This is a genomic window from Chroococcidiopsis sp. CCNUC1, from assembly GCF_023546805.1.
GTDB classification, from domain to species: Bacteria; Cyanobacteriota; Cyanobacteriia; order Cyanobacteriales; family Chroococcidiopsidaceae; genus Chroococcidiopsis; species Chroococcidiopsis thermalis.
Map to the genome: position 1 here is coordinate 25,942 of NZ_CP097481.1, position 20,317 is coordinate 46,258.

Below are 20,317 nucleotides of genomic sequence, written 5' to 3' on the forward strand. Positions count from 1 at the left end.
TCACCTTCTAGTTAGAATACAGAACTCAGATTCTAGTTAGAAAACGAAATTAAATCATCATGATTAAATCATGGCAATCGCTAAAAACACCAAAAAGTTAGCTGCTCAAATCCCCAACAATGCCCCATCTGGCTCTGCTTTAGAGCGGTTGCAGCAATTACGGCGAGAGTTGAATCAGATTTTCTTGGAGCGTTCTACTGTTATTGATGGAGTGCTAGCCGTACTGCTAACAGGTGGAAACGTGGTTTTATTTGGTCCGCCTGGTTGTGCTAAAAGCTGGATGTTGCAACAGTTGTGCGGGGCAATTGAAGAAGCTGTATTCTTCGATCGCCTCCTGCAACCGACCATCACTCCTGACGAGTTACTAGGGCAACTGTCACTGCGAGCATTACAGCAGCAAGACGAGTTAATTCGCAACACTAAGCGGCGATTGCCCGAAGCACACATTGCTTTTTTAGATGAAGTGTTTCGCGGTAACTCCACTAGTCTCAACGCTCTATTGCGGTTGATGAACGAGCGAGTCTTCGAGAATCCAGAACCGCAGCCAGTCCCACTACTGTTCTTGTGCGGTGCTGCCAATAACGTTCCCACTGATGGAGACTTGGATGCGTTTGTCGATCGCTTCGTCTATCGCCCTTGGTTGCAGTACGTCCGCAAATTGGGTTCCAAACGGGAATTAATTCACCGCGCCAGATCTAACATCAAACCAGAGGTGAAGGTGCGCCTGAGTTTGGCAGAAATTAAAACTTTGCAGCAGCAAGCAGCGATCGTACCTTTTTCCGACGAACTGGCAGAAGATTTAATTAAATGTCAACTGGCGCTGGATCGGGAAGGATTTTTCATTAGCGATCGCAAGTTACAACAGCTAGTGAAGTTGCTGCAAGCTCACGCACTGGTGCAGGGCGACGAGCAAGTGTACCCAGAATCTTTTCATGAATTACTACCAGACTGCCTGTGGCAAAGAGATCCCAAAGAACGGCAGAAGATCGGTCAAGTTTTGAATGCCTGCATTCCCGATCTCGATCGACAAGCTGTCTCTTGGTACGATGCGGCAAAGGAAGAGGTCGGCACTGTAGTGAGGGCAGCCAGAGAATACGATCTGCGTCCGAGTAATACAACCGAACAAAAATTGATCGAAGCGGCTGATAATGCTGCAAGTCGCTTGGAGGATATTGCTCGCAAGATTGAGAAGTTAATCGCCGATAACAAGAATCGTAATGCCCGACGAGCGCAGAGAATACTGACTGATATTCGCGAGGATTTGCTGGTAGAAGTTGGCGGTTACAAAAACAAAGTTTATCAGTAGTTAAATGAGTTGAATGGTAGCTTCTATTCGCTATGTGACTCAATTGCTTGTTCGGGATAAAGTTGCTCATCATTTGTTACTTTGTACCACCAGTAACCGTCACTGGAGTCGTCCAGATCGAACCAGCGACGCACAATGTGAGTTGAGCGTTCTTCACCATTCCCGTAGAGAATAACTGACTGATACAGCTGAAATTTTGGGGAGCGGACTTGCATTTTTTCTGTGCTATCCATTAAATGAATCCTTTAAAAATGAGGCAGGCTTGAAACCCAATGATTTATCTGTGGGACGTTCGAGATGGTCGAATGAAGCCTGCCTCATTTTTTCAGGAAACGTCTCATCCCGCATCGAGTTACTGGAAATCTTCTACATCAGACTTATTACTTTAAGCACTTATTTCTTCTCGCCCTGCAAAGGTGACGATCGCATTTATCTCCTCTTCTTCTTCTTTGAGTGTTTGGTATAGTTGCCAATTTTGTTGCAGATTCAGCCAAAACTCTGGACTGTTGCCAAAGAATTTCGACAGCCGTAGTGCCGTACTTGGCGTTATGCCACGCTTGCCATTCACCAACTCGTTGACTCGCTGGTAAGGAACGTGGATGTTATTAGCTAAATCCTGCTGAGTCAGTCCGAGTGGCTCTAGAAAATCTAGCAGCAAGATTTCTCCTGGGTGTGTGGGAGGGCGATATTTAGGGATTTTCATCTATTGTTACCTCAACTACAAATATTAACGAGCGTTAATGATGGTCAACAATTTCAACCAAATCTGCTCCCTGTTCCAACCAGACAAAACAAATTCGATACTGGTCGTTGATGCGAATGCTGTGTTGACCTGCTCGCTCACCTTGCAGGGCTTCTAACCTGTTTCCTGGTGGCACTCTCAGATCGTTCAAAGATGTGGCGGCATTCAGTTGGTCTAACTTTCTCCTAGCAACAGACCAAAGATTAATCGGGCAAAGTTTTCGAGCGTCTCTTGAATCCTCGCCGTCAAAAATGTCTTCCGTTGCTCGATCTTTGAATGAAACAATCATCAGCGCGATCGCTTAGTAATAACATAATAACACGGATATTATGCTATTTTTAGCGAAAAGTGACCGAGGCGCGATCGCGACTTGCCAGTTTTGGTATTGTTGATGCTTAATAGATTTTAAATCCTATGCTGTATGACTTTGAGCCACTCGTGTATCGAGTTGCGAGCATCTCCAAACTCTTTTGGCAGGAATATCTTAACTATTTTGAAGATGCTCGAACAATGGTGAAAGTAGGAACTAGCAAGCTGTTTGCCTTTCCCAGTTTTACCTTGGAAGTTTTTCATCGACTTTACTACGAGAGCGAACCAGAGGAGCTAGACCCGCCACCACCCGAAAGTGCTTGGGCAATTTTATTGCATCGGGAGTTTCAACAGCTCATCGGCTTTGACGAGCTGGTGGAGCAGTGTCAAGGCAACCAACTAGCAGCAGGACTGGCAACGGTAGAGTATTGCCATCAAGTGTACGATCGACTGCCACCACCCATACCCCAATTTCCCAATCCGCAACAGTATCGGGATTTGATTAAACAACTGAAGCATCAGCCTGAAGTTCCACCATCTGGAGTATTTGAGCATCTTCTCTCTGTCACTCCTACCGAATCTTCAACTGGTTTGCCACTACCCAAAACCCGACAGCAACGGGAACGATCTCTGTGGTTGAGGCAGTTGATAGAAGATAGTGGCGATTGCTCTCCAGAACTGATCCAACTCCTACAACAGAAAGGAAAACAAGCTGTATGGCAGGCTCAACAATATGCAGCTAGTCTCGATGAAACACAAGTCAGGCAAATGCTCAGAGCAGCCCTAAACGCTGCCCATGAAAAATTGAGCGAAGCATCTGGGTGGTTGGAGATGCTGGGCTTGAGCTGGGGAAATGAAATTGGTGGAGAACTGCGTGTTTCTCCTGCTGAAAAAATGGCGCTAGCTCAGAAGATCGCTCTTAATGCCAAGCTCAAGCAGATCGCTGTCGTTGCCGGACGTTTGCAACAGACTGCCCAGCGTAAGCGTCGCAGCCAAGCTCTAAATGCTTTTGGGGAAATAACAACGATCGAGTTAGGAGATAACTTGTCGCGGTTGTTGCCGAGTGAACTACAAAAACTCTCCGCTCCCGATCTGTTTCCTCTGTTTGCGCTATTGTATTACGATCGCTCCCTACTGCAATACAAGACGAGAGGGAAGGAGAAGCAATGTAAAGGACCGTTGGTGGCGTGCTTGGATTCCTCTGGTTCGATGGATGGATTGCCTGACATTTGGGCAAAAGCAGTAACGGCAGTGTTAGGACAAATTGCCCGCCGAGAGAGACGGCACTTGCGAGTCATCCACTTTGCAACTAGAGTTTGTCGAGTTGATGATTTTCCACCCCACCACCATGACTTCTCGCGACTGCTGGAGTCGATGCTAGCTTTTTACAATGGTGGCGGCACTGCTTGGGAGCCAGCTTTATTATCTGCTACCGAATGTATTGAGCAGCAACAACAGTTCAAAGGAGCAGATATTGTCATGATTACAGACGGCAAGTGCGACGTGAAACGGGAATTTTTAGAGCAGTTAAAAGTCAAGAAGCAACAGCGAGAATTTAGTATTTATGGAGTCTTAATTGGTGGTGCGAGCGATCGGCAGATGAAACAGTTTTGCGATCGCATCTGGATTGTTAAAGATCTTGTGAGCGATGAGGTGGCAATTGAGGAGCTGTTCTTGCTGTAACCTATAGCTCAATAGTCACCGCGTACTACATATAATGTTAATCTTCCCCTCTCCTCAAATCCAATCAATTTTTAGCTTTGCTTTTTCCCTCTAGCTCCCCGTGATGTCGGACTGCGCCTTGTTGCACCACCAGAAGATTTGCGCCTAGTAGAAGCAGTGGTAGAAGATCTGCGTTTGGCTGGTGGTTGGGCAGTAGTTTCTAACTCTGGTTCGTCGGTTCGCTCTTCGGATATGGGTGAGGGTGTTTGAGGTGATGCTTTGGGCGGCGATTTTTGTTTTGTGGTTGATTTGGGAGAAGTTTTGTGCTGGTTGGCTGAGGTTGAAGTCTTGGAAGTGGATTTTGCTGAGGTAGATTCGAGTTTTGGTGTTGCAACTTCTTCTGGCTGTTTCTTGGCTTGGCGCTGTGTCGTTGTCTTGGTAGTTGATTTGCGCTCTTGGGGTGTCCGAGCAGAAGATTTGCGTTTCGCTTTTGATTCGGGAGCAGAAGCGGTGTTGAGAGCTGGTGTTTCTGGTAGTGATGTTTCAGATGTGTGGAATTCTATTTCTACAGTCACTACACCTTTTGTTTGTGCAGTGACGATCGCAACTACCATTTCTTTTTGCCGATCGTGCTGCTCGAATTCGGTTTCGAGGTTGGGTAGTCCTATTTGTCTAGACAGTCGAGGAATTTGATTCGATTTCAAAAACCTCGCCTCCATTTGTGCTACCTCCCCAGTTGGGTAGTAGTTGACTACCAATACCCCTGCTCCTTGAGACTCAACCATTTCTCGGTAATATTTGCCCAAGCTAGGTAGATCGGCACTGATTAACTGCTTTAACTGTTGCGACTCATCCATCAAAAAATCGGCTCAACACCAGAAAATATTTCTACATCTACAATACTGTGGAATTTATTCAAGTAGTAAATTGGCAAAGCAAGGTGGGAACTGCCAAGGATGGGGGAAGGAAGTTACCTGCGGATGGCTGGTCGAACGAGAATATGACCTGGTAGAGCAACAGCCGCGCTCGTAGAGGAGCAATTGAGATTTACCAAATGCCAAATATAAGCTTTGCCTTTAGCGGACAAGTAACTTGGGACGAAGAATAACTATTGCGGTACGCAGCATGAATCGATACTAAACTAATCAGGTTGTATTTATTGGAATAACTTGACTGAATTAGGAGCTTAATAAATGATTGATTCCATACTGAAGAGCCTGAAAACGACTTACAAGTTGCTCAAATTCCTCATCCCAATCATCTCTATCTGAAATTTTAGAGATAAATTGAGGAAAATAGCGATTTTGCTGTTCTATCAGCCGCAGCAAAATCTCTCGAATTTTTTCCAAAGTTCGCTCTTGAAAAATCGCTTGTATATCTCGTCCTAAAAGTGTAGGAGCAGCGATCTCAAATTCAAGTTTGCTTGCTTGTATTTCAGTATATAATTCTTCAATAACCCGCTCGTCATCTTCATAGTTCCGAAGAACGTGAACGATATCTGCCAAATCTTTATCTTCTCCTCGTTCATGCCATGCTAGAATTTTCAGACCAACAAGAGCAGGATAGCCTAAAACTCGAATTTCGATCTCCTCAACTTTCTCAATCCGAGCATTCGAGAATGCTTCCTGCAATCCCAGAACGCTCATCCGATCGCCGTCTGACCAAGTAATTTCTTGCCGATCGCCGCTGATGTCCCCAAAGGGAATTATGTCTACTTCTAACCCTGTACCTAAGTGAATAAATTTGTGAACCACATTCGTCTTCCGAAATCGTGCAGTTTTACTTGCGGTCATTTGAGTTACAAGGGTTTCATAGCGTGACCAATTATCCACTTTTACAGCCAAATCCCAATCTCTTGTTGCTCGTCCCTGACCGTATTGACTATCAAACATAAGTATTCTTGCCCTAGCCCCAATTAAGAGCATCGGAACATCCAGGCTATCTACAACCGCCTTCAGATCTGCCAGTATCTTTCTAGTTTCCAGGTCAACTCGAGCATCCGATCCAGCCATATCTAAAATGCCTCAGCTGCATTTTGTAGCTGAATCAGGTACTGATTGAAGAGGCGATTGCTCGTTTCTCGCACCCGCTCATCGGTTGCTAGAGCCATCATCTCGGCATGAATCAGGAGGGGATCGGCAAGCATTGGCACTGGACTGTTATCCCAGGCATTACGGGTACCAAACTGTCGCACAAAAGTAATAGTTCCTTGTCGCTCGGGCTTAAGCCTCAGTTTTAGTTGTAAAGAAATAGGGTTTTGGTCTTCTGGCAAGTGCAGGGTAGCTCCAATTGGATGTAAATAATCAGTGGCGATCGCTCCTCCCAATTCGCCGCCAATTAAATACCCTTCGTCTTTTGCATGATGAACGATCTCATCTACAATCTCGGAGAACTGCCTCCCTGTAAGTGGTGTATAGGTTCCCAACAGCAGTTTAGGGCGAAGGCTTTCCTTGTAGCCGAGTTCCCACCGCTCCAGTAGTTGTATGTAGTTTGCGATCCAATAATTATCGCCAGGTTGCCGCTGTAAATATTTGAGTTGACACAATCGATTGAGTAGAAATTTAACGGTTTTTAGAGAAATACCTGCGGCTTCAGCAAGCTGATTAAACAAAGGTTTTGGAATTTTGGGAGATTTTATTTGCAACAGCACATACATCAGTTGCAGTGTACTTGTTGTAATTTCGAGCGACTCTGTGGATGCTTCTATGGCTGATGGAGTGCTGGAAGTTAGTAGATACAGCGCTGGACTGTTTAAATAGCAGTTACCTGTTGCATCGATAAATTCAATGTTTTCTTGAATCAGACGCTTAGTAACTGATTTGGATAGCTTCTCTGTAATCAACAGAGTCCTATAATAACTAGTCAACCTCTGTTTCAATACGTTTAGGTAGTCAAGGACAAATGTAATTGTTTCACTCGTGACATTTGATTTGATTTCAATGACGTAAGTAACAGAACCTTGAGGACTATGAATCGCAATCTGTCCATCTGCTACAATATTACTGGCAATGTAAGGCATTTCCTCCACTTCAGTTTCTACTTTCAAGTGAGGCAATGCTTTAAGCTGAGCCAGACACTTTTGTAACAGTGGGTGTTTGGGTTGCATAGAGTAGCTGCATTCCAGGTAACTCAATTCTACTAGACCTCTTCAAAAAAAAGAAAAATAGAACGTGCTTGTCTTTCATCTGCTTAAATACACGAGGGGCGATCGCTCGATACTTCCTCTCCCTGTTCTTCGCACCAGGATGAATACCTGTTGAGTGCATCGCGGCTCTGTTTTCGCAACAGCACTAGTCGCGGCTCGTTTGTCTTCGTGTCTGCCACGAATCAACCTGTCAACAAATGCACTTGCACTACGTTGAGGCTGACAACATCTCCCGCCCGCAAGCCGTGGCTCAAGATGTGGAGTAAAGCTAGATCTCGCTGTTGTGTCTAGCCCACCAGATACTCAACCGCCGCCCAGAGTCGCTCTACTTGCTCGGCTGTTAAACTTTGAGCAGGGGGTAGAGGGATCTTCTCTAGATTGACACTAGCAATTGAATTAATAGCAAGTATGTCAAGATAAGTCACACTTTTATCTTTCATACCGACGAGTATACATAGCATCACTCGCTTTCGCTACCAACGATTTCTTTGTCGTGGGTGTTTCTAAATAGATACGATCGCCCTCAATTCGCAGCAGCCTCCAAGTACAACCTTGTTTTGCCCAAGCTAGATGTATTTGCTTACCAATAAAATTAGCAAGTTGTTCTTTGGGAATTGGTAGCATTACCAATTGTGCTTTTTGTTGCTGGTGTCGTTTCATAACTAAATTACCTCCAATTAAAATAATTCCCTCCTACTAGTGGTAGGAGGGTAAAAAATACTCAGTGCAACCATTACTGTGTTAAATGCCAACAGCTTAGAGAAGGTTTCGGATAATATCGTTTGGCGTTTTTTTATTCCAGCTAGAAATGGGAACGAGATCGCTGGCAGGATACCGTTTGGCTTTTTTATCGTGCAGCAGTATGAGTTGATTGCGGATGTCTTCTGGAAATTGTTTTGATTTGTGACTGACAGCATCACTGTTGAACGGGCTGCTCCAGAATAAATTCCAGATTTCAACAACGTTTTGTGAATTGCACTGAGGTACTAAATTGTTGCCAAAGCAGATACTTCCTTCTCCCATAACATTGGGCAGGGGAGCTGCATACAAATTGCCTGCTGGGTCGAACGAGCTACCTTTCATTGCCCAAATATAGTAAGTTCTGCCAATTCCTACGAATAGTAAGGCAGGCAAAGGAAAGACGAGTTGCAGGGAATGGTTAGCTGTATTTTGGAGCAGGATGTTGTATTTCTGCGGTGGGAAATAAAGCAGAATCCATTCACCATTTTTACCTTTACCCCATCTGACAATATGATTTGACAACCATCCTGAATCGATAGCTGGCGTGCTGAATGCAGCAGCGACAGCTTCAGGCGAAACTGGTTTGTATTCAACACCATCTTGAGCTTTGCTAACGAAGATGTACTGCCCGCGTAAAATGAGCAAATGTCCTAGAATTTCGTCATCTGGAACGGTATGGGCGATGGTGCGAGCGATCGCCATAGCTGATAGCTGCGGTAGTTGCAGCACAGTTGGAGTTGTAGATCCCGTTGTCTTAGTTGAATTGTGGGTTCCTACTTCTGAAGTAGCTATTGAGATTTCTGATGCTTGAATCATGGTTTTGATGAAGTAGCGCAATTCCAAAGTTCAAAGGCGGCTTTTCTATGGACAACATCACTCTCAATCCATTCACCCAGTGCTGCGGCGTTGTCCCAATAGTTGTTGGCAATCTTCCATTGCTCGGCTAGAAATATGATATTTTCATAAGTCCAAGGCAAACTTTCGCAGACTTCGGTGCTGACATCGCACCAGATGCAGCCAGTGCTTTTATCAATCAGGGCGATCGCATCGGATAAATAGCAAAGAGGATGCGGTTGTTCGGCACACAGTTGTTGGAACCACTCTAGATCGATTGTGTCGGCTGGAGCTAAGCGTTCGGGAGTAAAACCAAACTTTTGTTCCCAGACTTCTAAGTCATAACCCATTCCGAGCAGCGAGAGTAAGAATTGGTCGCAGTCTTCTAAATCTTCTAAATCTTCGTACCACCAATCGTTAGTTTTAGGTAGTATTGGTATTTCGTACTCTCTTGAGGTAGTAGTTTCAAATTCCTCCCATAATTCTATGGCAAAAAGTTGTTCGTTGACTAAGTGCAAAAATTCGATTTCTTTGTCGCAGTAAACGCTATCAAACGTGCGTCGATCTAGTGGAATTTCAGATGCTTCCCACTCTTGAGGAAAAACCTTTTGGTAGAGATGGAGAAGTTGAGTTTTACAAGCTAAATCTTGCAGGTATTCGAGAGCATCGGTAAGAGTTACTGGCGTGCGGTATCGCAGAATTTGTTGGCTAAAAGATGACAGCGATGCTGATACTACGTGCATATACGATGAATGTTATGCAGCCAAACAATGGCTGCACGTTTAATTTAGATGAGTTTTGGCATAATTCGGGCAGGGGTAGCAGGGGCGCGACACAAATCTAAATTCGCTCTGGCGATCGCCACTTCCCATTTTTGACCGTTAGTATATGCTGCTTCAATCTGCGGTTGTAAAGCAATCAAAGCAGTTATATCTAAATCTTTTTGCAGTTTTAATTGTTCGATCTGCCAAACTAGCGACAAAGCCGGATTGAGCTGCGGTGGTGCAGCGCCAAGTTCCTGGCAAACAGCTGCGACAGAACCTTTAGTTCCGGCACGTTTGAGCATTTGAATGCGTACCGTGTCGCCCTGAGTTTGACGTTGAATTTCAGCATTTGCTAGCTGGGGCATATATGCGGCAATGGTGGTGCGGAGAACATCATCGTTGGCTGCAATGGTTTCATCTAGAGGAGTTTCTTGACCTTCGATTACCAAGACGTATTTCATAGAATTACTAAAACAATTTGAGTTGATTTAGGTCAGACGATCGCGCCACAGGCGCTTGGGGTAAGTCCGGTACGACAACTTGACGAGTCGGAACTTGTTTTGGCTGAGGTTGTTGGCGCGATGAAGAGCGAGCTTGCATCTGCGGCAAATTTTCTTTCAGCTTTTCGATCGCTTGCACGAGTGGTAAACTGCTTGCTTCCAAGGCGCTGAGAGTCGAACCGAACAACAGAGGTGGTTCGTCAGCAATGCCAACTGCTATCAGTAGCTTCCTCTCATTTTCATGCAGCGGTAGTATCTGCAAGTTGACGACGATGGTAGTTCTGTCAAAGTCAAACTTGTCTTGTACGGAGGATTCAGGTTCGGTTGTTTTCGTGTCGGTTTTGCTCGATGGAGTGGAAGCAATGGTGTTTGGGCTGCTAGAGGGTGCAATGCCATCGCTAGGTTCTTCGTCGTCATCGTCCAAATCCAATTGAGCTAATTCTTCAGTATCGTCAGCGGTAGAATGGGGAGAACTGCCAGTGGATTGCTTGTTATGAGTAGGTGCAGTCATGATAAGTAGGCTAATCTGTATAGAGTTTTAATGGTGATGCCAAATTTGTTGAAGGTTTTCCACTTGTATTGGCATTCACCAGGTTTGTATTTGGGGGAGAGTTGGCTCCATTGCTCCCAACTAGGTAGTAGGGTAGGACTAACGCTATGCAGTGCCATTCCAACATAAAGCCAGGTGTCATAACTATCGGCAAATTTGGGATGGATGACTTCCAGCAGAATCAGTGCTTGCTCGATGTTGCCGTCGATACCTGGGTAGAGGTGAGCGTACCTATCAGTAACGCAATGCTGGCGAATGCTCGTACTGTTTCGAGCATAGTGTCTAGTTTTCTCGGCACTAACGAGCATTTTGCCAATAATCCAGTCTGGAGCATTGGCAATTTCAACTTCGCTCGGACTGCAACCTGGAAGCCACTGATAGCAATATCCTTGAGGATGTCCAGAAGGTGGGAGTACGGAAGATAGATTTTTCCCTCTCAACTCCAAACATTCTCGTTCTCTAGTATAAATGCGCCTGGACTTGAGATTTTCTGGAAGGAAGGAGAGATGCAAGGGTATACGGTAGAGATATTGCGCTCTATGAGGGCGACCTGACGTGAAAGCAACCGTATTTGGTAAGTAAGCAAGGGCAGCATTTTTAATTTCATCGGGTGAAAAGTTAGCGAATTTGGAGTTTTTATTGTTTTCATTTGAGAAGTTAGAAGTTAGGACTTGTTTATACGCACTGATGCCATCGCAATCGACAGCAATTATGAATTCGCGAGCGTTAGCACCGCAGATCAATGCAACACCTGTAGGCGATACTTGGGTGAAGCCTTCTCTTCGGTCGAGTACCCGAACCTTACCTGTAGAAGCAAGTTCCGATTGCAACTGTTTGGGAGTAAACGGTCGTTGTTCCCAGCGATAGCCTAAAGGTCTTTTCCAGTGCGTAGGTACGAGATGCCAGTGTGTTGGCAGGATTTCCAGGGTAGAAATAACGACATCAATAGCTTTTGCATTCATATTTCAAATGCAATTTTATGCACTGCAAATATGGCACAGCCATTTTCGTTGACTGCAATAGATGCTTCACTATTTAATAACTGTAAGCTGAATACATCTTAAGTAGCTATCTGTGGCGATCGCAGCCGAAAATGTATATTGTATTCTTACCTAATAAGATATGTATGGGGTTACAGCAGTTAAGTTTAAAGCTACTTTACTTAGTTTTAGATCGTCTTCATGGTATATGCTACCAACTTCTTCAGTTGTTTGATAGCAACCCACAGTCAGCACAATAGCAATTAAAGCTAATAATACAGTTCGACCGAGGTAATTTAATAACATATATTTAACAAAGTATGAGTTTTCTCTATACCCTTTTTAGGGTAAAGTTATTTTTCGCTAATAATTTTTATATATCAAGGAAAAATTGAACCTTCTAGGCTTAAGTTGAAGTAACTACTAAGTTTTACAAATACTATAAAAGCGTTATCGCTATTATAGTAGCAGATTAACACTCTAGTCAAAAGCAAGTGCTATAGTGATAAATCTCTACTTTTAGAAGCAACACCATTAGTGCGATCTGCTACTTTAGAATCCAGATAAATTTCACTTTTAGGAGTATAGGTTTGTTGAATAACTTGTTGGCGCTGCTGTTGTAGGTCTTTCATAATCTGTTTTAAGGGAATCAAGTCAATACTTTTCTCAGCTTTTGACTCCGATTCAACTACCTTAGCAGCCACAATCTTAAAATACATCTCTCGCTGCTCTGCAATAGAGAGCTTACCATTATTTACTCGAATCTTCTCATTCATCTCGTCGTTTCCTTGCATCATGATACCAGAGTTAAGTTGTTTATTTGATTGAAGATGATTCCATTCTTGGGCTAGGAAAGGATGAAGAGTCAGGGCAAGATCGCCAATACCTTTTATTTCCTGGTTTTCGTTTAATTGTTGAGACCGAGCGGTAGATATACTGTTAATGTTAGTACTATTAAATAGCTGCTCCAGATCGAACAACTGTGCTTTTTGAGCCATCAGCTTAATATAATTAATATCTGACTCAGAAATATTCATTTTGGTAATTTCTTGAGAAATTCCTTCAGCTCTTTTTTCAAGCTGAAATTCAACCAGTTCTTGCCGATCGCCATTAACTGTAGTTTTATATAAAGATAAACTCGCTTTGTTATGCTCTGGGTCGCGGCGGCGAACAATCGTTAATTCACCCACAGTCAGTTTATCTGTTTTTGCCTTTTGTAGAATCCCATTCAGCGTTCCAAGCAATTCAACTTGTTTGAAACTTTCTAAAGTCGCGAGCGTTCCCGCAGGTGCGAGGGAACCTAGAGTATTAGCCACATCTCTGAGGTCGGATGTAGAGAGCGATCGCAGTGTTTTCCTGTCTGCCAAGCGTTCTGCTACCATCACAAATTCCTGCCGTTCTGCTGGTAGCATCTCCTTCGATCGCCCAGTAATTTTAGGCGTGCCATTTCGCTCTAGTTTAAATTCCATCAAAGGCTGTTTGAAACCTTGTAATTCGTCTTGGCGGCGATGAATCGCAAACTTTTCACCTTGTTTGATAATTGCAAAGGCATCGCTACGATACAACAGCGAACCATCAGTTTGAATTTGTCCGTATCGTTTTAGTAGTGCCGCAGCTGTCTTAGCAATCTTTTTATTCTCAGATGCAAGGCGCTGGCGCTCTAATTTTTGACTGAGAATTTTATAAATAGGAATGTGGAGCTGACGCACCCATTGTTTAGTCCCAGTTTGGATTTTTGGACTGTCGAGTACTTGCTTGTAAGTATATTCAACAGCAGTTTTAGGTGTAACTGAATTTTGATTTTGCGCTTGGCTTGCTTGCCGTGGCTGACTGGAAACGGTATTTTTTGCTGTAACGCTATCTTGGCTTACTTCTGTAGATTTAACTCGCTCCGAGTTGCGGTCTACTACTAAATTTGAAGCAAGCTCCTCTAGTTGCTGTTGATAATTTTTAATCGTGGCAGCACTTTGGAGAAATACGTTAGCTATCCGCTCGTCAATAGATGCTAAATCTTTCACTGTTTCTCCTAACCGAGGTGAGCTTTCACTAGCAGCTATACTTTTACTCAATTGAGTTAGCTCTTCCGCCTTCTGGCTGCGTGTTGCCATTAATTTAACTGCTAACACTAAATTACTTTCTAGTTCTTGTTTAAGCGACAATAAATCCTGACTATCGAGTTGTTCGGCAGCTGGAGGATTGCTTTGGAATGACGTACCTTCCGGTCGATCTTCTAATGAAAAAACTGCCCCAGCAGCAACCAGCGGCTGCTGGACGTTGGAAGTGCAGTCAGTCAATGCAGTCAATTCTTCTGGTGTCAGAAGTTGGGTAGCTAGATTCGTCTTGCAATTTCCCGTTTCGTCTTGGCTGTAGAGGATAACTTCTTTGCCAGATTCAGTCGTGCCAACAATTTGCAGACACGGTTGGCGATCGTCGGTTTGACTGAGGCGATCGGTCACGTCTGTTGCTAACCGTTGGGAAATAGCCTGTAATTGAAATTCAGTTGGCGCTTCTGCTCGATATCGATCCGCCACAGAATCTAATTTCTCCCACTTCCAAGCATCGGGCAGATCCCGATCGCGGGAAAGAACGTAAGTATCGCTGCCAATATCCGCGCGAACGCGAGCGAGTTTTTCTGGTTGTTCTTCTCGATCTTCTCTCAGTTTATCAAAGATAAGTTTGATAATTTCTGCGATCGAGTTGGTTATTTCTCTACCCATAGAGTAGAGCGTCTCTACAGATTTATCTGTAATTCTCGTGTAATAATGCCCTAATTCTGTGGCGCGTTCGTCGTACATGGTAGTGTAGGTAATCTATCTAGAAGGACGGTATTTTTGTATTGAACGAAGACAAGCTGCCGATCGAAGCGGATGACAATCAGCGATGGTTTAGCACCACCTGCTATGAGGGTGGCGCAATAGATATTGTCTGGGCGATCGCGGTTGTAGTAGTAGACGAGAATGGAATCGAAGTAGTGGGTTTCGATGCTGGGAGGAAATTGGTGAGACCAACGGGATAGCTTCTGATACTTTTCGATTTCTCGCTCTAATGGAAGATCGATCATTTGAAATACACTGGGCAGGGAATTGGTAGAGTTGTGTCAAAATAAACCTTGAAGATTTACTAGGGGTTGATTTTTGGTTGGTTGGGATTGCTGAGGAATAGGAAAGCGTTTGTTCACTTCAGCCATTCTGCTCTCCAAATCTTCTTGACTGGGGCATTTTTGAGTACTTCTTTTTGCAAATCTCATTCTCAACTTGTGCCACGAACTTTGATTTAGTTCTTCCCAAGACTCGATGGTTTTGGGAATTTTAATTTTTTTCAGTATAGGTACGGAACCTTCTTTTTTATTGCTGTAGGCTGGGTTAATCAACACGCATTTACCTTGCGGTAGCTTGAGGAATTGTGCTGATTCAAATAATTTGCGCGTCTTTTCTTGGTTGCTAATAGAAGTACTTGTCTTGCCCCCACCACTGGTACGCGATTTCTGTTTGTATTTAATCTCTTCCTCGCCTAAATAGGCTGAGAATTGGCGGGCTGATTCTTCTTCACCAGGGTTGAAGACAAATTTAGTACCGCAAGCACCAAGGATGGTTTTGGCAATTTCTTTGCTATAGATTTTTTCCAGCTGACCCATATTCTGCCAACCTAAAATACCGCAAAAACCTTCAGAGCGCGACTCGTTGAGCCATCTATATAAATCGGGTAAATAAATTGAGGGTAACTCGTCTAGGGCGACAACCAAGGGGTCTTCGCGCCTTTTGGCAATACTGCGCGATATTACCATGTGCAGAATGCTAGTCATGAGAGGACTGACAGCGTCTCGACGTTCTCGGTCGAGTCCGAAGATAATCATCTGCTGGCGCTTCACTTCCAGGGGTAGGGTAGTCTTACCGACAAAACATCCGAGAGTGTTTTTAGCCATGAAGCGAGTGAACATCAACGATGCCGTACCCGCAATTCCAGCTACAGTTTTCTCCGAATCAGCAGACGAGAATAATTGACCGAAGGCAATCTTGATCCACGGATTCAAATTAGCTGATTTCAATCGCTCTACCATCTTTTCGCTAGATAAAATGGCAGCAGCAGTCATGATATCTGCGTAGCTTTGGTTGGGATTATCTTTACTTTCAAATTCTTTAGCCAGCATCAGAATTGCTTGCGTTAACTGATCGCCAGCCGGACCAAAAAAAGCATCTTCATTAGTATTCCCAGCTAGCCTAAAGTTTTTATTGATCACCGTAGCTAGCTGTCTTGCAGTTTCGGCATCGCTACTATCTCGGAGAAAATCAATCGGGTTGCAGACTTCTGATTCGGGAAAACCTGGAGCAAAAATATGTACGTCATACCCCTTTTTTCTAGCATAACTAGCTATTTTAGCTAGCGAAGGATACTTAAAATCATAAATAACAATACCAAACTCTTGCTCGATCGCGGCATAAATCATCGGCAGAATAGCACTTGCCGTCTTACCGCTACCAGGTCCACCAATTGCTGCCGTTCCCCGCTGGATATCTGGTATATACAGATTGTTTCGGTCTAATTTGTTCGCGCCAATCCATAAAGCTGCACTGTCACATCGCGGTTGTTTTATCTGTTTTACAGCTATTTTTTTTGCATTTGCTATTTCAGCATTACTACCCCAATAGCTACTAGCTAGCTTTTTCTTATTGCCCTTATCTAGCACTTGTAATGCTACCAGTGTCAAAATTCCCCCAGCTAATATCAATCCTTGAGTAGAGAGGAAAGGCGAGATTAGCTTATCGGTATATTCGTTAACTGCGCGAGCAGAATTATCGCTTACTTTAACTTCCTTAACAAAGCTTCTGTTAACTTCTTGGGTCATATTCTTGAAAAGATATCTTGAAAAAAATGCCTTACCTTTAATTGCTCGCAGCGACTATCACCGAGGAACGCTGAGGGGGCGACCCAACAAAATAGCATCCATTTCTTTGTAATTGAGGAACTGAACCGGACCGATGCCATAGGGACTACAACCGAGGTCGGGTATGCCGCGCTTGCAGATGCGGAAGAACATAGCAGTTGTAATGCTGCCGTTCCCTTCATTGACATTCCATACTACTTGCTTGAAGCTCTTGCCGAAGGGGTGGCGACCAGTCGGTTCTCTACGATCGAAGAGATTGCCCAAAACTCCGAAACCACCCCTAACTTTTTGGTTCTTTCCAGAGATCCATTGCGCTCCAGTCAACTCGCCACTGCCTGCCAATTCAATGTGGGCGCATTTAGACTCGCAGGATACGTTAAACCCAGAGCGATCGCTACCCGAAATCGATCTATGGCGATCGCTTTCTAGCGTCCCCAGTGGCAGGTCAACTTTACCAACAGCAGTAAGATCTGCGGCAGGGATGCCAGGGAAACTACCAAATGGCAGGAGTGCTAAACCAGGCACTTTGCTAATGATATTATTTTGCCAATTAGCAAACTTTTGCAGCGCCGCATCTGTCAACCCTGGAATATCTGTTAGTTTGTAATTGCCCAGATTGATATATTTACCCAACTCTATATTCCTTAGTACTGGGTAGGTTTCGAGCAGGCTGGCGATCGTTTGGTTGTCCAGGGCATAGGAGCGAGCGAGTTTGGCAACTAGATCGCGAATCGGCGGCACGTCTGCCACTTGCAACTTGCCTAAGCCAGGGATTGCTTTAGTTAAGTCTGCAATTGTCTGCCACTTGGTTAGCTCCAAGCTATCGAGCTTGAGCGTTTTTAAGTTCGCGCCTGTCATGCTAGCAATATTGCGGACAGTTAGCTTTTCAATGCCAAACTCAGATGCTTCAAAGTCACCCAATTCCATCACGTCGGCAACGCTCTGTCCGGCTTGCCAAACCCGTCTAGCCTTCATGCCCCGACTTTTGATGTTGGGCAATTCAGTTCCACCCGCTTCAGAAAACACTATGTTTTTGAACGTAATATTGTCCCAGTCGGGTACTGGGACTCCGCTATAGTAGCGAGTCGGAAAAGAAGAATTGCTCGGATTGGCGTTAGTAACTACGATCGCCTCCTCTGGCGTAGCAGCTCCAGCTTTGAGGGCGTGCAGGGCGATGGCGGCGATAAATCCCAGAGTCAGTAAATATCGATCTCTTTTACCGTGCGATCTGGTGTAGCTAGTTGTAGGTTGTTTGGCAGTTATATTTGTGTCTGAATCTGCGGTCGGGACGGGAGTAGTGACGAGGCTCGAACAGTTGGAGTCGTTATACGCTTTTTCCATAATTTACCTTCCGTAAGAATTGACGACAGTTGGTTTGTTAGTTGCTGAGGTGGATCTAGCAGGCACGGTTGGGGTAGGAGTTACAGTTGGCGCTCTACGTACAGTAGATGGGGTAGAGAAAGTAGCGTTGTTAGGAGGCAACATGGCAGGAAAACGCTTGCCTCCCAGTTGCATCAGCTTTTCTACTAACTGCATCGATACTCCGGCATTTGCCGCAGCCGCGTTCGCGTCCGCACCGGATTGGAGTTCGCCTACAAGGTGAGTCAGTCTTTGCCACAGAGTTCCCTGCGCGTCGATCCACTGATTGGACAGTGCCACCTGCATTCCCCTAGTTACCCATTGAGCATCGGCAGCGGCGTAGGGATTCGGTCTGGGCTTGCTTTCATCTGACAGCGGCTCTAAATCGTTTTCGATCGAGATTTCGCTGTATTCGGGAGCGCCAGTACCAGGTACGAGTCGAAAGTGATAGCTTTTTTTCTGACCGTTGGATTCGGTAATCACAGTCAAGTGTTCGCCATAGGGTGCGTTTGGCAATCCTGGAATCGTGACTCCATCGATCGCGCTGATGTGAATCAGTCCCGCCCCTGGATTTTCGCAGTCCCTGCCCAGTCCTGATAAACAGCCATCAACATCGATGATAAATCTGGACTTTTTGCTGCGATCTAGCCAAGCCCTTCTGATGACTTCCCCTGTCTCGAAGAAGGATATGGATACCCCATGACCAGGCCATGCTTTAACTGTTTGTAGTCGTGCTTGCCTGCCCGTTACCAAACTGGCTTTGAGCGAGCGCACCGTACTGATGGGGGCAGAGTAAGCTGGGGAAGGCGCTAAATTCGCTATGGCGATCGCGCCTATGGTGGTGAGGAGAAAAGAAGAAAAGATAATAGGTTTCACAACAGGTCTCTTGTAATTGACAAGGCGATACGGGTAATTTTGGATGAAGGCTCACAGCTTCAGCGAGCGATCGACTTCAACGACAATTTTGGTGTTTTGCGGGATATACCAAATATCGGGACGCTGGGCAATTTCATCGGTAGCTTTTTGAGTGCGGCTGCTAATCGAATCGGCAAGTTGACCGAAAGCACCCTGTAGAAACGCACCCGTCATCGAGCGACGCTTGTGCGTGCGGCGAGTGCGGGTACCACCAAAGGGCAAGTCGTCTACCACTTCTTCATCGGGTTGGTTCACGATCTCGCCAATACTGGCTAGACCTGCAACTGCACCTAGCGTCAGATCGAACCCAGCCATCTCCTTACCTTTGTTCTGCATTTTTTTGGCAATTAGCGGACTGCTATTCTTACCCGATATGCCGATCGCACCACCAGGAACGGGATACTCGGTTTCGTCTTTGAGAATAGCAGTCACTTCGGCATGAACTTGGGAAGCACTATCTACAGAAGTCATGGCGATCGCTACAAGCGTGCCAGCGGGAATGCCGATTTCACCCGTGTTAGCCATCAGCGGTTCGTCCAGGCGGGCAACAAATCTGCGTTTACTACCACTGGAACGATCGTCGCGTTGTTGGGAAAGGAAAAGTGGAGTTACAAGGGTAGCACTAGCATGAGAACCGATCGTTAGGTATTGCGGTTGCTTGCCTGATAGAATTTGTGCTTCTTCTGGGAGGTAGTCGTAACTAGCTAGCGTTGCGTTAGGTGTGGCAGCAAGGGTAAGGGGGCGATCGCCAGCGTTTGAGGCAGTAGCTTTCCTTGCAGTAGGTGAGAGTGACGGCTGCCATCTCGGTTTGAGTTGTTCGATCGCGTCGGGACTGCTGCTGTCCGACTCGAAGGAGGAATCGCCATCATTTTGCGTTGATTTGAGTTCTGGGACGTTATTTTCTGTTTCGGCTGCTGTAGCGCGGGCTGGATCTAAATAGGGCAGCGAACGATCGCTACCACCAGTACTAGAATTACTACCATCGGCAAGACTAGCACTGGCATATTTGTCACCGTACTCGATCTTACCGATAGAGCCAATACTGCGTAAGCGTTCTAATTCGGCAAACGGGTCTTTAGGCGCTGCTGGTGCGATTGCGATTCGAGGCGCAGGCATTGTTGCTGGCGAAGCAACAGGTCGCGGGGCGGGTGGTACTGCTTGTCTGACGACAACAGTACGGGGTGGTGCTGGTGTAGCTGCTGGTTTGGGCGAGGTTTCTACTTTGTCAGCTGGTGGTTTGCCCAAAGCAGCCAACTCTTCTTTTTGTTTAGCCAGTGCGAGTTTGGCATAGATATCGCCGTCGCTGTTTTTCGACTCTACAGTGTTATCTTGAGGTATGATTGCTGTTTTGGCAATAATCGGTTCGCTACTACCGTTCATTACGTTGTTGAGGCTGAAGTAAACTACGAGAAAACCGACACCAAAAACACCGCCAATCGTACCCAGACGAGAGAAGGGTGACGTGACAAAGGAATGCTGAGTCCGTACTTGGGCGGGATCTTCTATTTCCAGGTCTTCATCTTCTAAATCTTCATCGAAGTTATCTACAGAAGAGGCAGAATTTGAGGAGTTGCTGTCATCTTCTAGCGGTAAAAGTTCGTCTATTGCTTGTGTCATAAACTGATTTT

23 protein-coding genes are annotated in these 20,317 nt (G+C 45.2%); 2 read left to right on the forward strand and 21 right to left on the reverse strand.

Going from position 1 to position 20,317, the window contains the following annotated elements; all coding sequences use genetic code 11:
* The first annotated feature begins 70 nt into the window (after positions 1–70).
* Entirely contained in the window at positions 71–1,306 is a 1,236-nt protein-coding gene (locus M5J74_RS29510; RefSeq protein ID WP_250017458.1) for an AAA family ATPase, read from the forward strand.
* A 23-nt stretch (positions 1,307–1,329) separates the two neighbouring features.
* On the opposite strand, the gene M5J74_RS29515 is transcribed toward M5J74_RS29510, so the two are convergent.
* From M5J74_RS29515 to M5J74_RS29525, 3 genes are all read right to left on the reverse strand, one after another.
* Entirely contained in the window at positions 1,330–1,539 is a 210-nt protein-coding gene (locus tag M5J74_RS29515; protein ID WP_250017460.1) for a hypothetical protein, read from the reverse strand.
* A 152-nt stretch (positions 1,540–1,691) separates the two neighbouring features.
* Positions 1,692–2,009 carry a HigA family addiction module antitoxin gene (locus tag M5J74_RS29520; RefSeq protein WP_250017462.1) on the reverse strand — a complete coding sequence of 106 codons (318 nt, stop codon included), beginning with the start codon at positions 2,007–2,009 and terminating at the stop codon, positions 1,692–1,694.
* A gap of 34 nt (positions 2,010–2,043) precedes the next feature.
* Positions 2,044–2,337 carry a type II toxin-antitoxin system RelE/ParE family toxin gene (locus tag M5J74_RS29525; protein WP_250017464.1) on the reverse strand — a complete coding sequence of 98 codons (294 nt, stop codon included), beginning with the start codon at positions 2,335–2,337 and terminating at the stop codon, positions 2,044–2,046.
* A gap of 125 nt (positions 2,338–2,462) precedes the next feature.
* On the opposite strand from M5J74_RS29525, the gene M5J74_RS29530 reads away from it, so the two are divergent.
* Positions 2,463–4,040: a VWA domain-containing protein gene (locus tag M5J74_RS29530; protein ID WP_250017466.1), complete on the forward strand. Its 1,578-nt coding sequence runs from the start codon at positions 2,463–2,465 to the stop codon at positions 4,038–4,040.
* A 71-nt stretch (positions 4,041–4,111) separates the two neighbouring features.
* Here M5J74_RS29530 and M5J74_RS29535 read toward each other — a convergent pair whose 3' ends face one another.
* The 18 genes from M5J74_RS29535 to M5J74_RS29615 all read right to left on the reverse strand — a co-directional run bounded on the left by M5J74_RS29535 (position 4,112) and on the right by M5J74_RS29615 (position 20,306).
* Complete coding sequence (locus M5J74_RS29535) at positions 4,112–4,876, reverse strand: hypothetical protein (protein WP_250017468.1); 765 nt, start codon at positions 4,874–4,876, stop codon at positions 4,112–4,114.
* 321 nt (positions 4,877–5,197) lie between these two features.
* A complete protein-coding gene (locus M5J74_RS29540; RefSeq protein ID WP_250017470.1) occupies positions 5,198–5,911 on the reverse strand; it encodes a nucleotidyl transferase AbiEii/AbiGii toxin family protein in 714 nt (237 codons plus the stop codon).
* A gap of 122 nt (positions 5,912–6,033) precedes the next feature.
* The gene (locus M5J74_RS29545) at positions 6,034–7,125 is read right to left on the reverse strand and encodes a type IV toxin-antitoxin system AbiEi family antitoxin (protein ID WP_250017471.1); all 1,092 of its coding nucleotides are present in this window, start codon (positions 7,123–7,125) and stop codon (positions 6,034–6,036) included.
* An 83-nt stretch (positions 7,126–7,208) separates the two neighbouring features.
* Positions 7,209–7,343 (reverse strand): hypothetical protein, encoded by a 135-nt coding sequence (locus M5J74_RS32995; RefSeq protein ID WP_256498804.1) that lies wholly within the window; start codon positions 7,341–7,343, stop codon positions 7,209–7,211.
* 108 nt (positions 7,344–7,451) lie between these two features.
* Positions 7,452–7,604 carry a hypothetical protein gene (locus M5J74_RS29550; RefSeq protein WP_250017472.1) on the reverse strand — a complete coding sequence of 51 codons (153 nt, stop codon included), beginning with the start codon at positions 7,602–7,604 and terminating at the stop codon, positions 7,452–7,454.
* Complete coding sequence (locus M5J74_RS29555; RefSeq protein WP_250017473.1) at positions 7,594–7,824, reverse strand: hypothetical protein; 231 nt, start codon at positions 7,822–7,824, stop codon at positions 7,594–7,596. Before M5J74_RS29555 ends, M5J74_RS29550 begins: the two co-directional genes overlap by 11 nt.
* Positions 7,825–7,920: 96 nt before the next feature.
* Positions 7,921–8,721, reverse strand: a complete 801-nt coding sequence (locus M5J74_RS29560; RefSeq protein ID WP_250017474.1) for a prokaryotic E2 ligase family D protein — start codon at positions 8,719–8,721, stop codon at positions 7,921–7,923.
* Positions 8,718–9,482 carry a hypothetical protein gene (locus M5J74_RS29565; protein WP_250017475.1) on the reverse strand — a complete coding sequence of 255 codons (765 nt, stop codon included), beginning with the start codon at positions 9,480–9,482 and terminating at the stop codon, positions 8,718–8,720. The genes M5J74_RS29560 and M5J74_RS29565 overlap by 4 nt, the downstream gene beginning before the upstream one ends.
* Positions 9,483–9,526: 44 nt before the next feature.
* Positions 9,527–9,964 carry a hypothetical protein gene (locus M5J74_RS29570; protein WP_250017476.1) on the reverse strand — a complete coding sequence of 146 codons (438 nt, stop codon included), beginning with the start codon at positions 9,962–9,964 and terminating at the stop codon, positions 9,527–9,529.
* A 7-nt stretch (positions 9,965–9,971) separates the two neighbouring features.
* A complete protein-coding gene (locus tag M5J74_RS29575) occupies positions 9,972–10,514 on the reverse strand; it encodes a hypothetical protein (RefSeq protein ID WP_250017477.1) in 543 nt (180 codons plus the stop codon).
* Positions 10,511–11,515, reverse strand: a complete 1,005-nt coding sequence (locus tag M5J74_RS29580) for a bifunctional DNA primase/polymerase (protein ID WP_250017479.1) — start codon at positions 11,513–11,515, stop codon at positions 10,511–10,513. Before M5J74_RS29580 ends, M5J74_RS29575 begins: the two co-directional genes overlap by 4 nt.
* Positions 11,516–11,665: 150 nt before the next feature.
* On the reverse strand, positions 11,666–11,839 hold the full coding sequence (locus M5J74_RS29585) for a hypothetical protein (RefSeq protein WP_250017481.1): 174 nt from the start codon (positions 11,837–11,839) through the stop codon (positions 11,666–11,668).
* A 191-nt stretch (positions 11,840–12,030) separates the two neighbouring features.
* A complete protein-coding gene (locus M5J74_RS29590; RefSeq protein WP_250017483.1) occupies positions 12,031–14,328 on the reverse strand; it encodes a hypothetical protein in 2,298 nt (765 codons plus the stop codon).
* On the reverse strand, positions 14,301–14,594 hold the full coding sequence (locus M5J74_RS29595; protein ID WP_250017485.1) for a hypothetical protein: 294 nt from the start codon (positions 14,592–14,594) through the stop codon (positions 14,301–14,303). Before M5J74_RS29595 ends, M5J74_RS29590 begins: the two co-directional genes overlap by 28 nt.
* 36 nt (positions 14,595–14,630) lie before the next feature.
* On the reverse strand, positions 14,631–16,376 hold the full coding sequence (locus M5J74_RS29600) for a type IV secretory system conjugative DNA transfer family protein (RefSeq protein WP_250017486.1): 1,746 nt from the start codon (positions 16,374–16,376) through the stop codon (positions 14,631–14,633).
* 57 nt (positions 16,377–16,433) lie between these two features.
* Complete coding sequence (locus tag M5J74_RS29605) at positions 16,434–17,756, reverse strand: hypothetical protein (protein WP_250017488.1); 1,323 nt, start codon at positions 17,754–17,756, stop codon at positions 16,434–16,436.
* Between the two features lie 3 nt (positions 17,757–17,759).
* On the reverse strand, positions 17,760–18,650 hold the full coding sequence (locus tag M5J74_RS29610) for a hypothetical protein (protein ID WP_250017490.1): 891 nt from the start codon (positions 18,648–18,650) through the stop codon (positions 17,760–17,762).
* Positions 18,651–18,701: 51 nt separating this feature from the next.
* The gene (locus M5J74_RS29615; protein ID WP_250017492.1) at positions 18,702–20,306 is read right to left on the reverse strand and encodes a TrbI/VirB10 family protein; all 1,605 of its coding nucleotides are present in this window, start codon (positions 20,304–20,306) and stop codon (positions 18,702–18,704) included.
* Positions 20,307–20,317 lie beyond the last annotated feature (11 nt).

Bases quoted from the DNA above. Each gene is read 5' to 3' on its own strand.
- M5J74_RS29580 (WP_250017479.1), bottom strand. From the start codon at position 11,515: ATGAATGCAAAAGCTATTGATGTCGTTATTTCTACCCTGGAAATCCTG.
- M5J74_RS29555 (WP_250017473.1), bottom strand. From the start codon at position 7,824: ATGAAACGACACCAGCAACAAAAAGCACAATTGGTAATGCTACCAATT.
- M5J74_RS29565 (WP_250017475.1), bottom strand. From the start codon at position 9,482: ATGCACGTAGTATCAGCATCGCTGTCATCTTTTAGCCAACAAATTCTG.
- M5J74_RS29530 (WP_250017466.1), top strand. From the start codon at position 2,463: ATGCTGTATGACTTTGAGCCACTCGTGTATCGAGTTGCGAGCATCTCC.
- M5J74_RS29600 (WP_250017486.1), bottom strand. From the start codon at position 16,376: ATGACCCAAGAAGTTAACAGAAGCTTTGTTAAGGAAGTTAAAGTAAGC.
- M5J74_RS29535 (WP_250017468.1), bottom strand. From the start codon at position 4,876: ATGGATGAGTCGCAACAGTTAAAGCAGTTAATCAGTGCCGATCTACCT.
- M5J74_RS29540 (WP_250017470.1), bottom strand. From the start codon at position 5,911: ATGTTTGATAGTCAATACGGTCAGGGACGAGCAACAAGAGATTGGGAT.
- M5J74_RS29545 (WP_250017471.1), bottom strand. From the start codon at position 7,125: ATGCAACCCAAACACCCACTGTTACAAAAGTGTCTGGCTCAGCTTAAA.
- M5J74_RS29585 (WP_250017481.1), bottom strand. From the start codon at position 11,839: ATGTTATTAAATTACCTCGGTCGAACTGTATTATTAGCTTTAATTGCT.
- M5J74_RS29525 (WP_250017464.1), bottom strand. From the start codon at position 2,337: ATGATTGTTTCATTCAAAGATCGAGCAACGGAAGACATTTTTGACGGC.
- M5J74_RS29590 (WP_250017483.1), bottom strand. From the start codon at position 14,328: ATGTACGACGAACGCGCCACAGAATTAGGGCATTATTACACGAGAATT.
- M5J74_RS29570 (WP_250017476.1), bottom strand. From the start codon at position 9,964: ATGAAATACGTCTTGGTAATCGAAGGTCAAGAAACTCCTCTAGATGAA.
- M5J74_RS29520 (WP_250017462.1), bottom strand. From the start codon at position 2,009: ATGAAAATCCCTAAATATCGCCCTCCCACACACCCAGGAGAAATCTTG.
- M5J74_RS29605 (WP_250017488.1), bottom strand. From the start codon at position 17,756: ATGGAAAAAGCGTATAACGACTCCAACTGTTCGAGCCTCGTCACTACT.
- M5J74_RS29510 (WP_250017458.1), top strand. From the start codon at position 71: ATGGCAATCGCTAAAAACACCAAAAAGTTAGCTGCTCAAATCCCCAAC.
- M5J74_RS29575 (WP_250017477.1), bottom strand. From the start codon at position 10,514: ATGACTGCACCTACTCATAACAAGCAATCCACTGGCAGTTCTCCCCAT.
- M5J74_RS29550 (WP_250017472.1), bottom strand. From the start codon at position 7,604: ATGAAAGATAAAAGTGTGACTTATCTTGACATACTTGCTATTAATTCA.
- M5J74_RS29515 (WP_250017460.1), bottom strand. From the start codon at position 1,539: ATGGATAGCACAGAAAAAATGCAAGTCCGCTCCCCAAAATTTCAGCTG.
- M5J74_RS29615 (WP_250017492.1), bottom strand. From the start codon at position 20,306: ATGACACAAGCAATAGACGAACTTTTACCGCTAGAAGATGACAGCAAC.
- M5J74_RS29560 (WP_250017474.1), bottom strand. From the start codon at position 8,721: ATGATTCAAGCATCAGAAATCTCAATAGCTACTTCAGAAGTAGGAACC.
- M5J74_RS29595 (WP_250017485.1), bottom strand. From the start codon at position 14,594: ATGATCGATCTTCCATTAGAGCGAGAAATCGAAAAGTATCAGAAGCTA.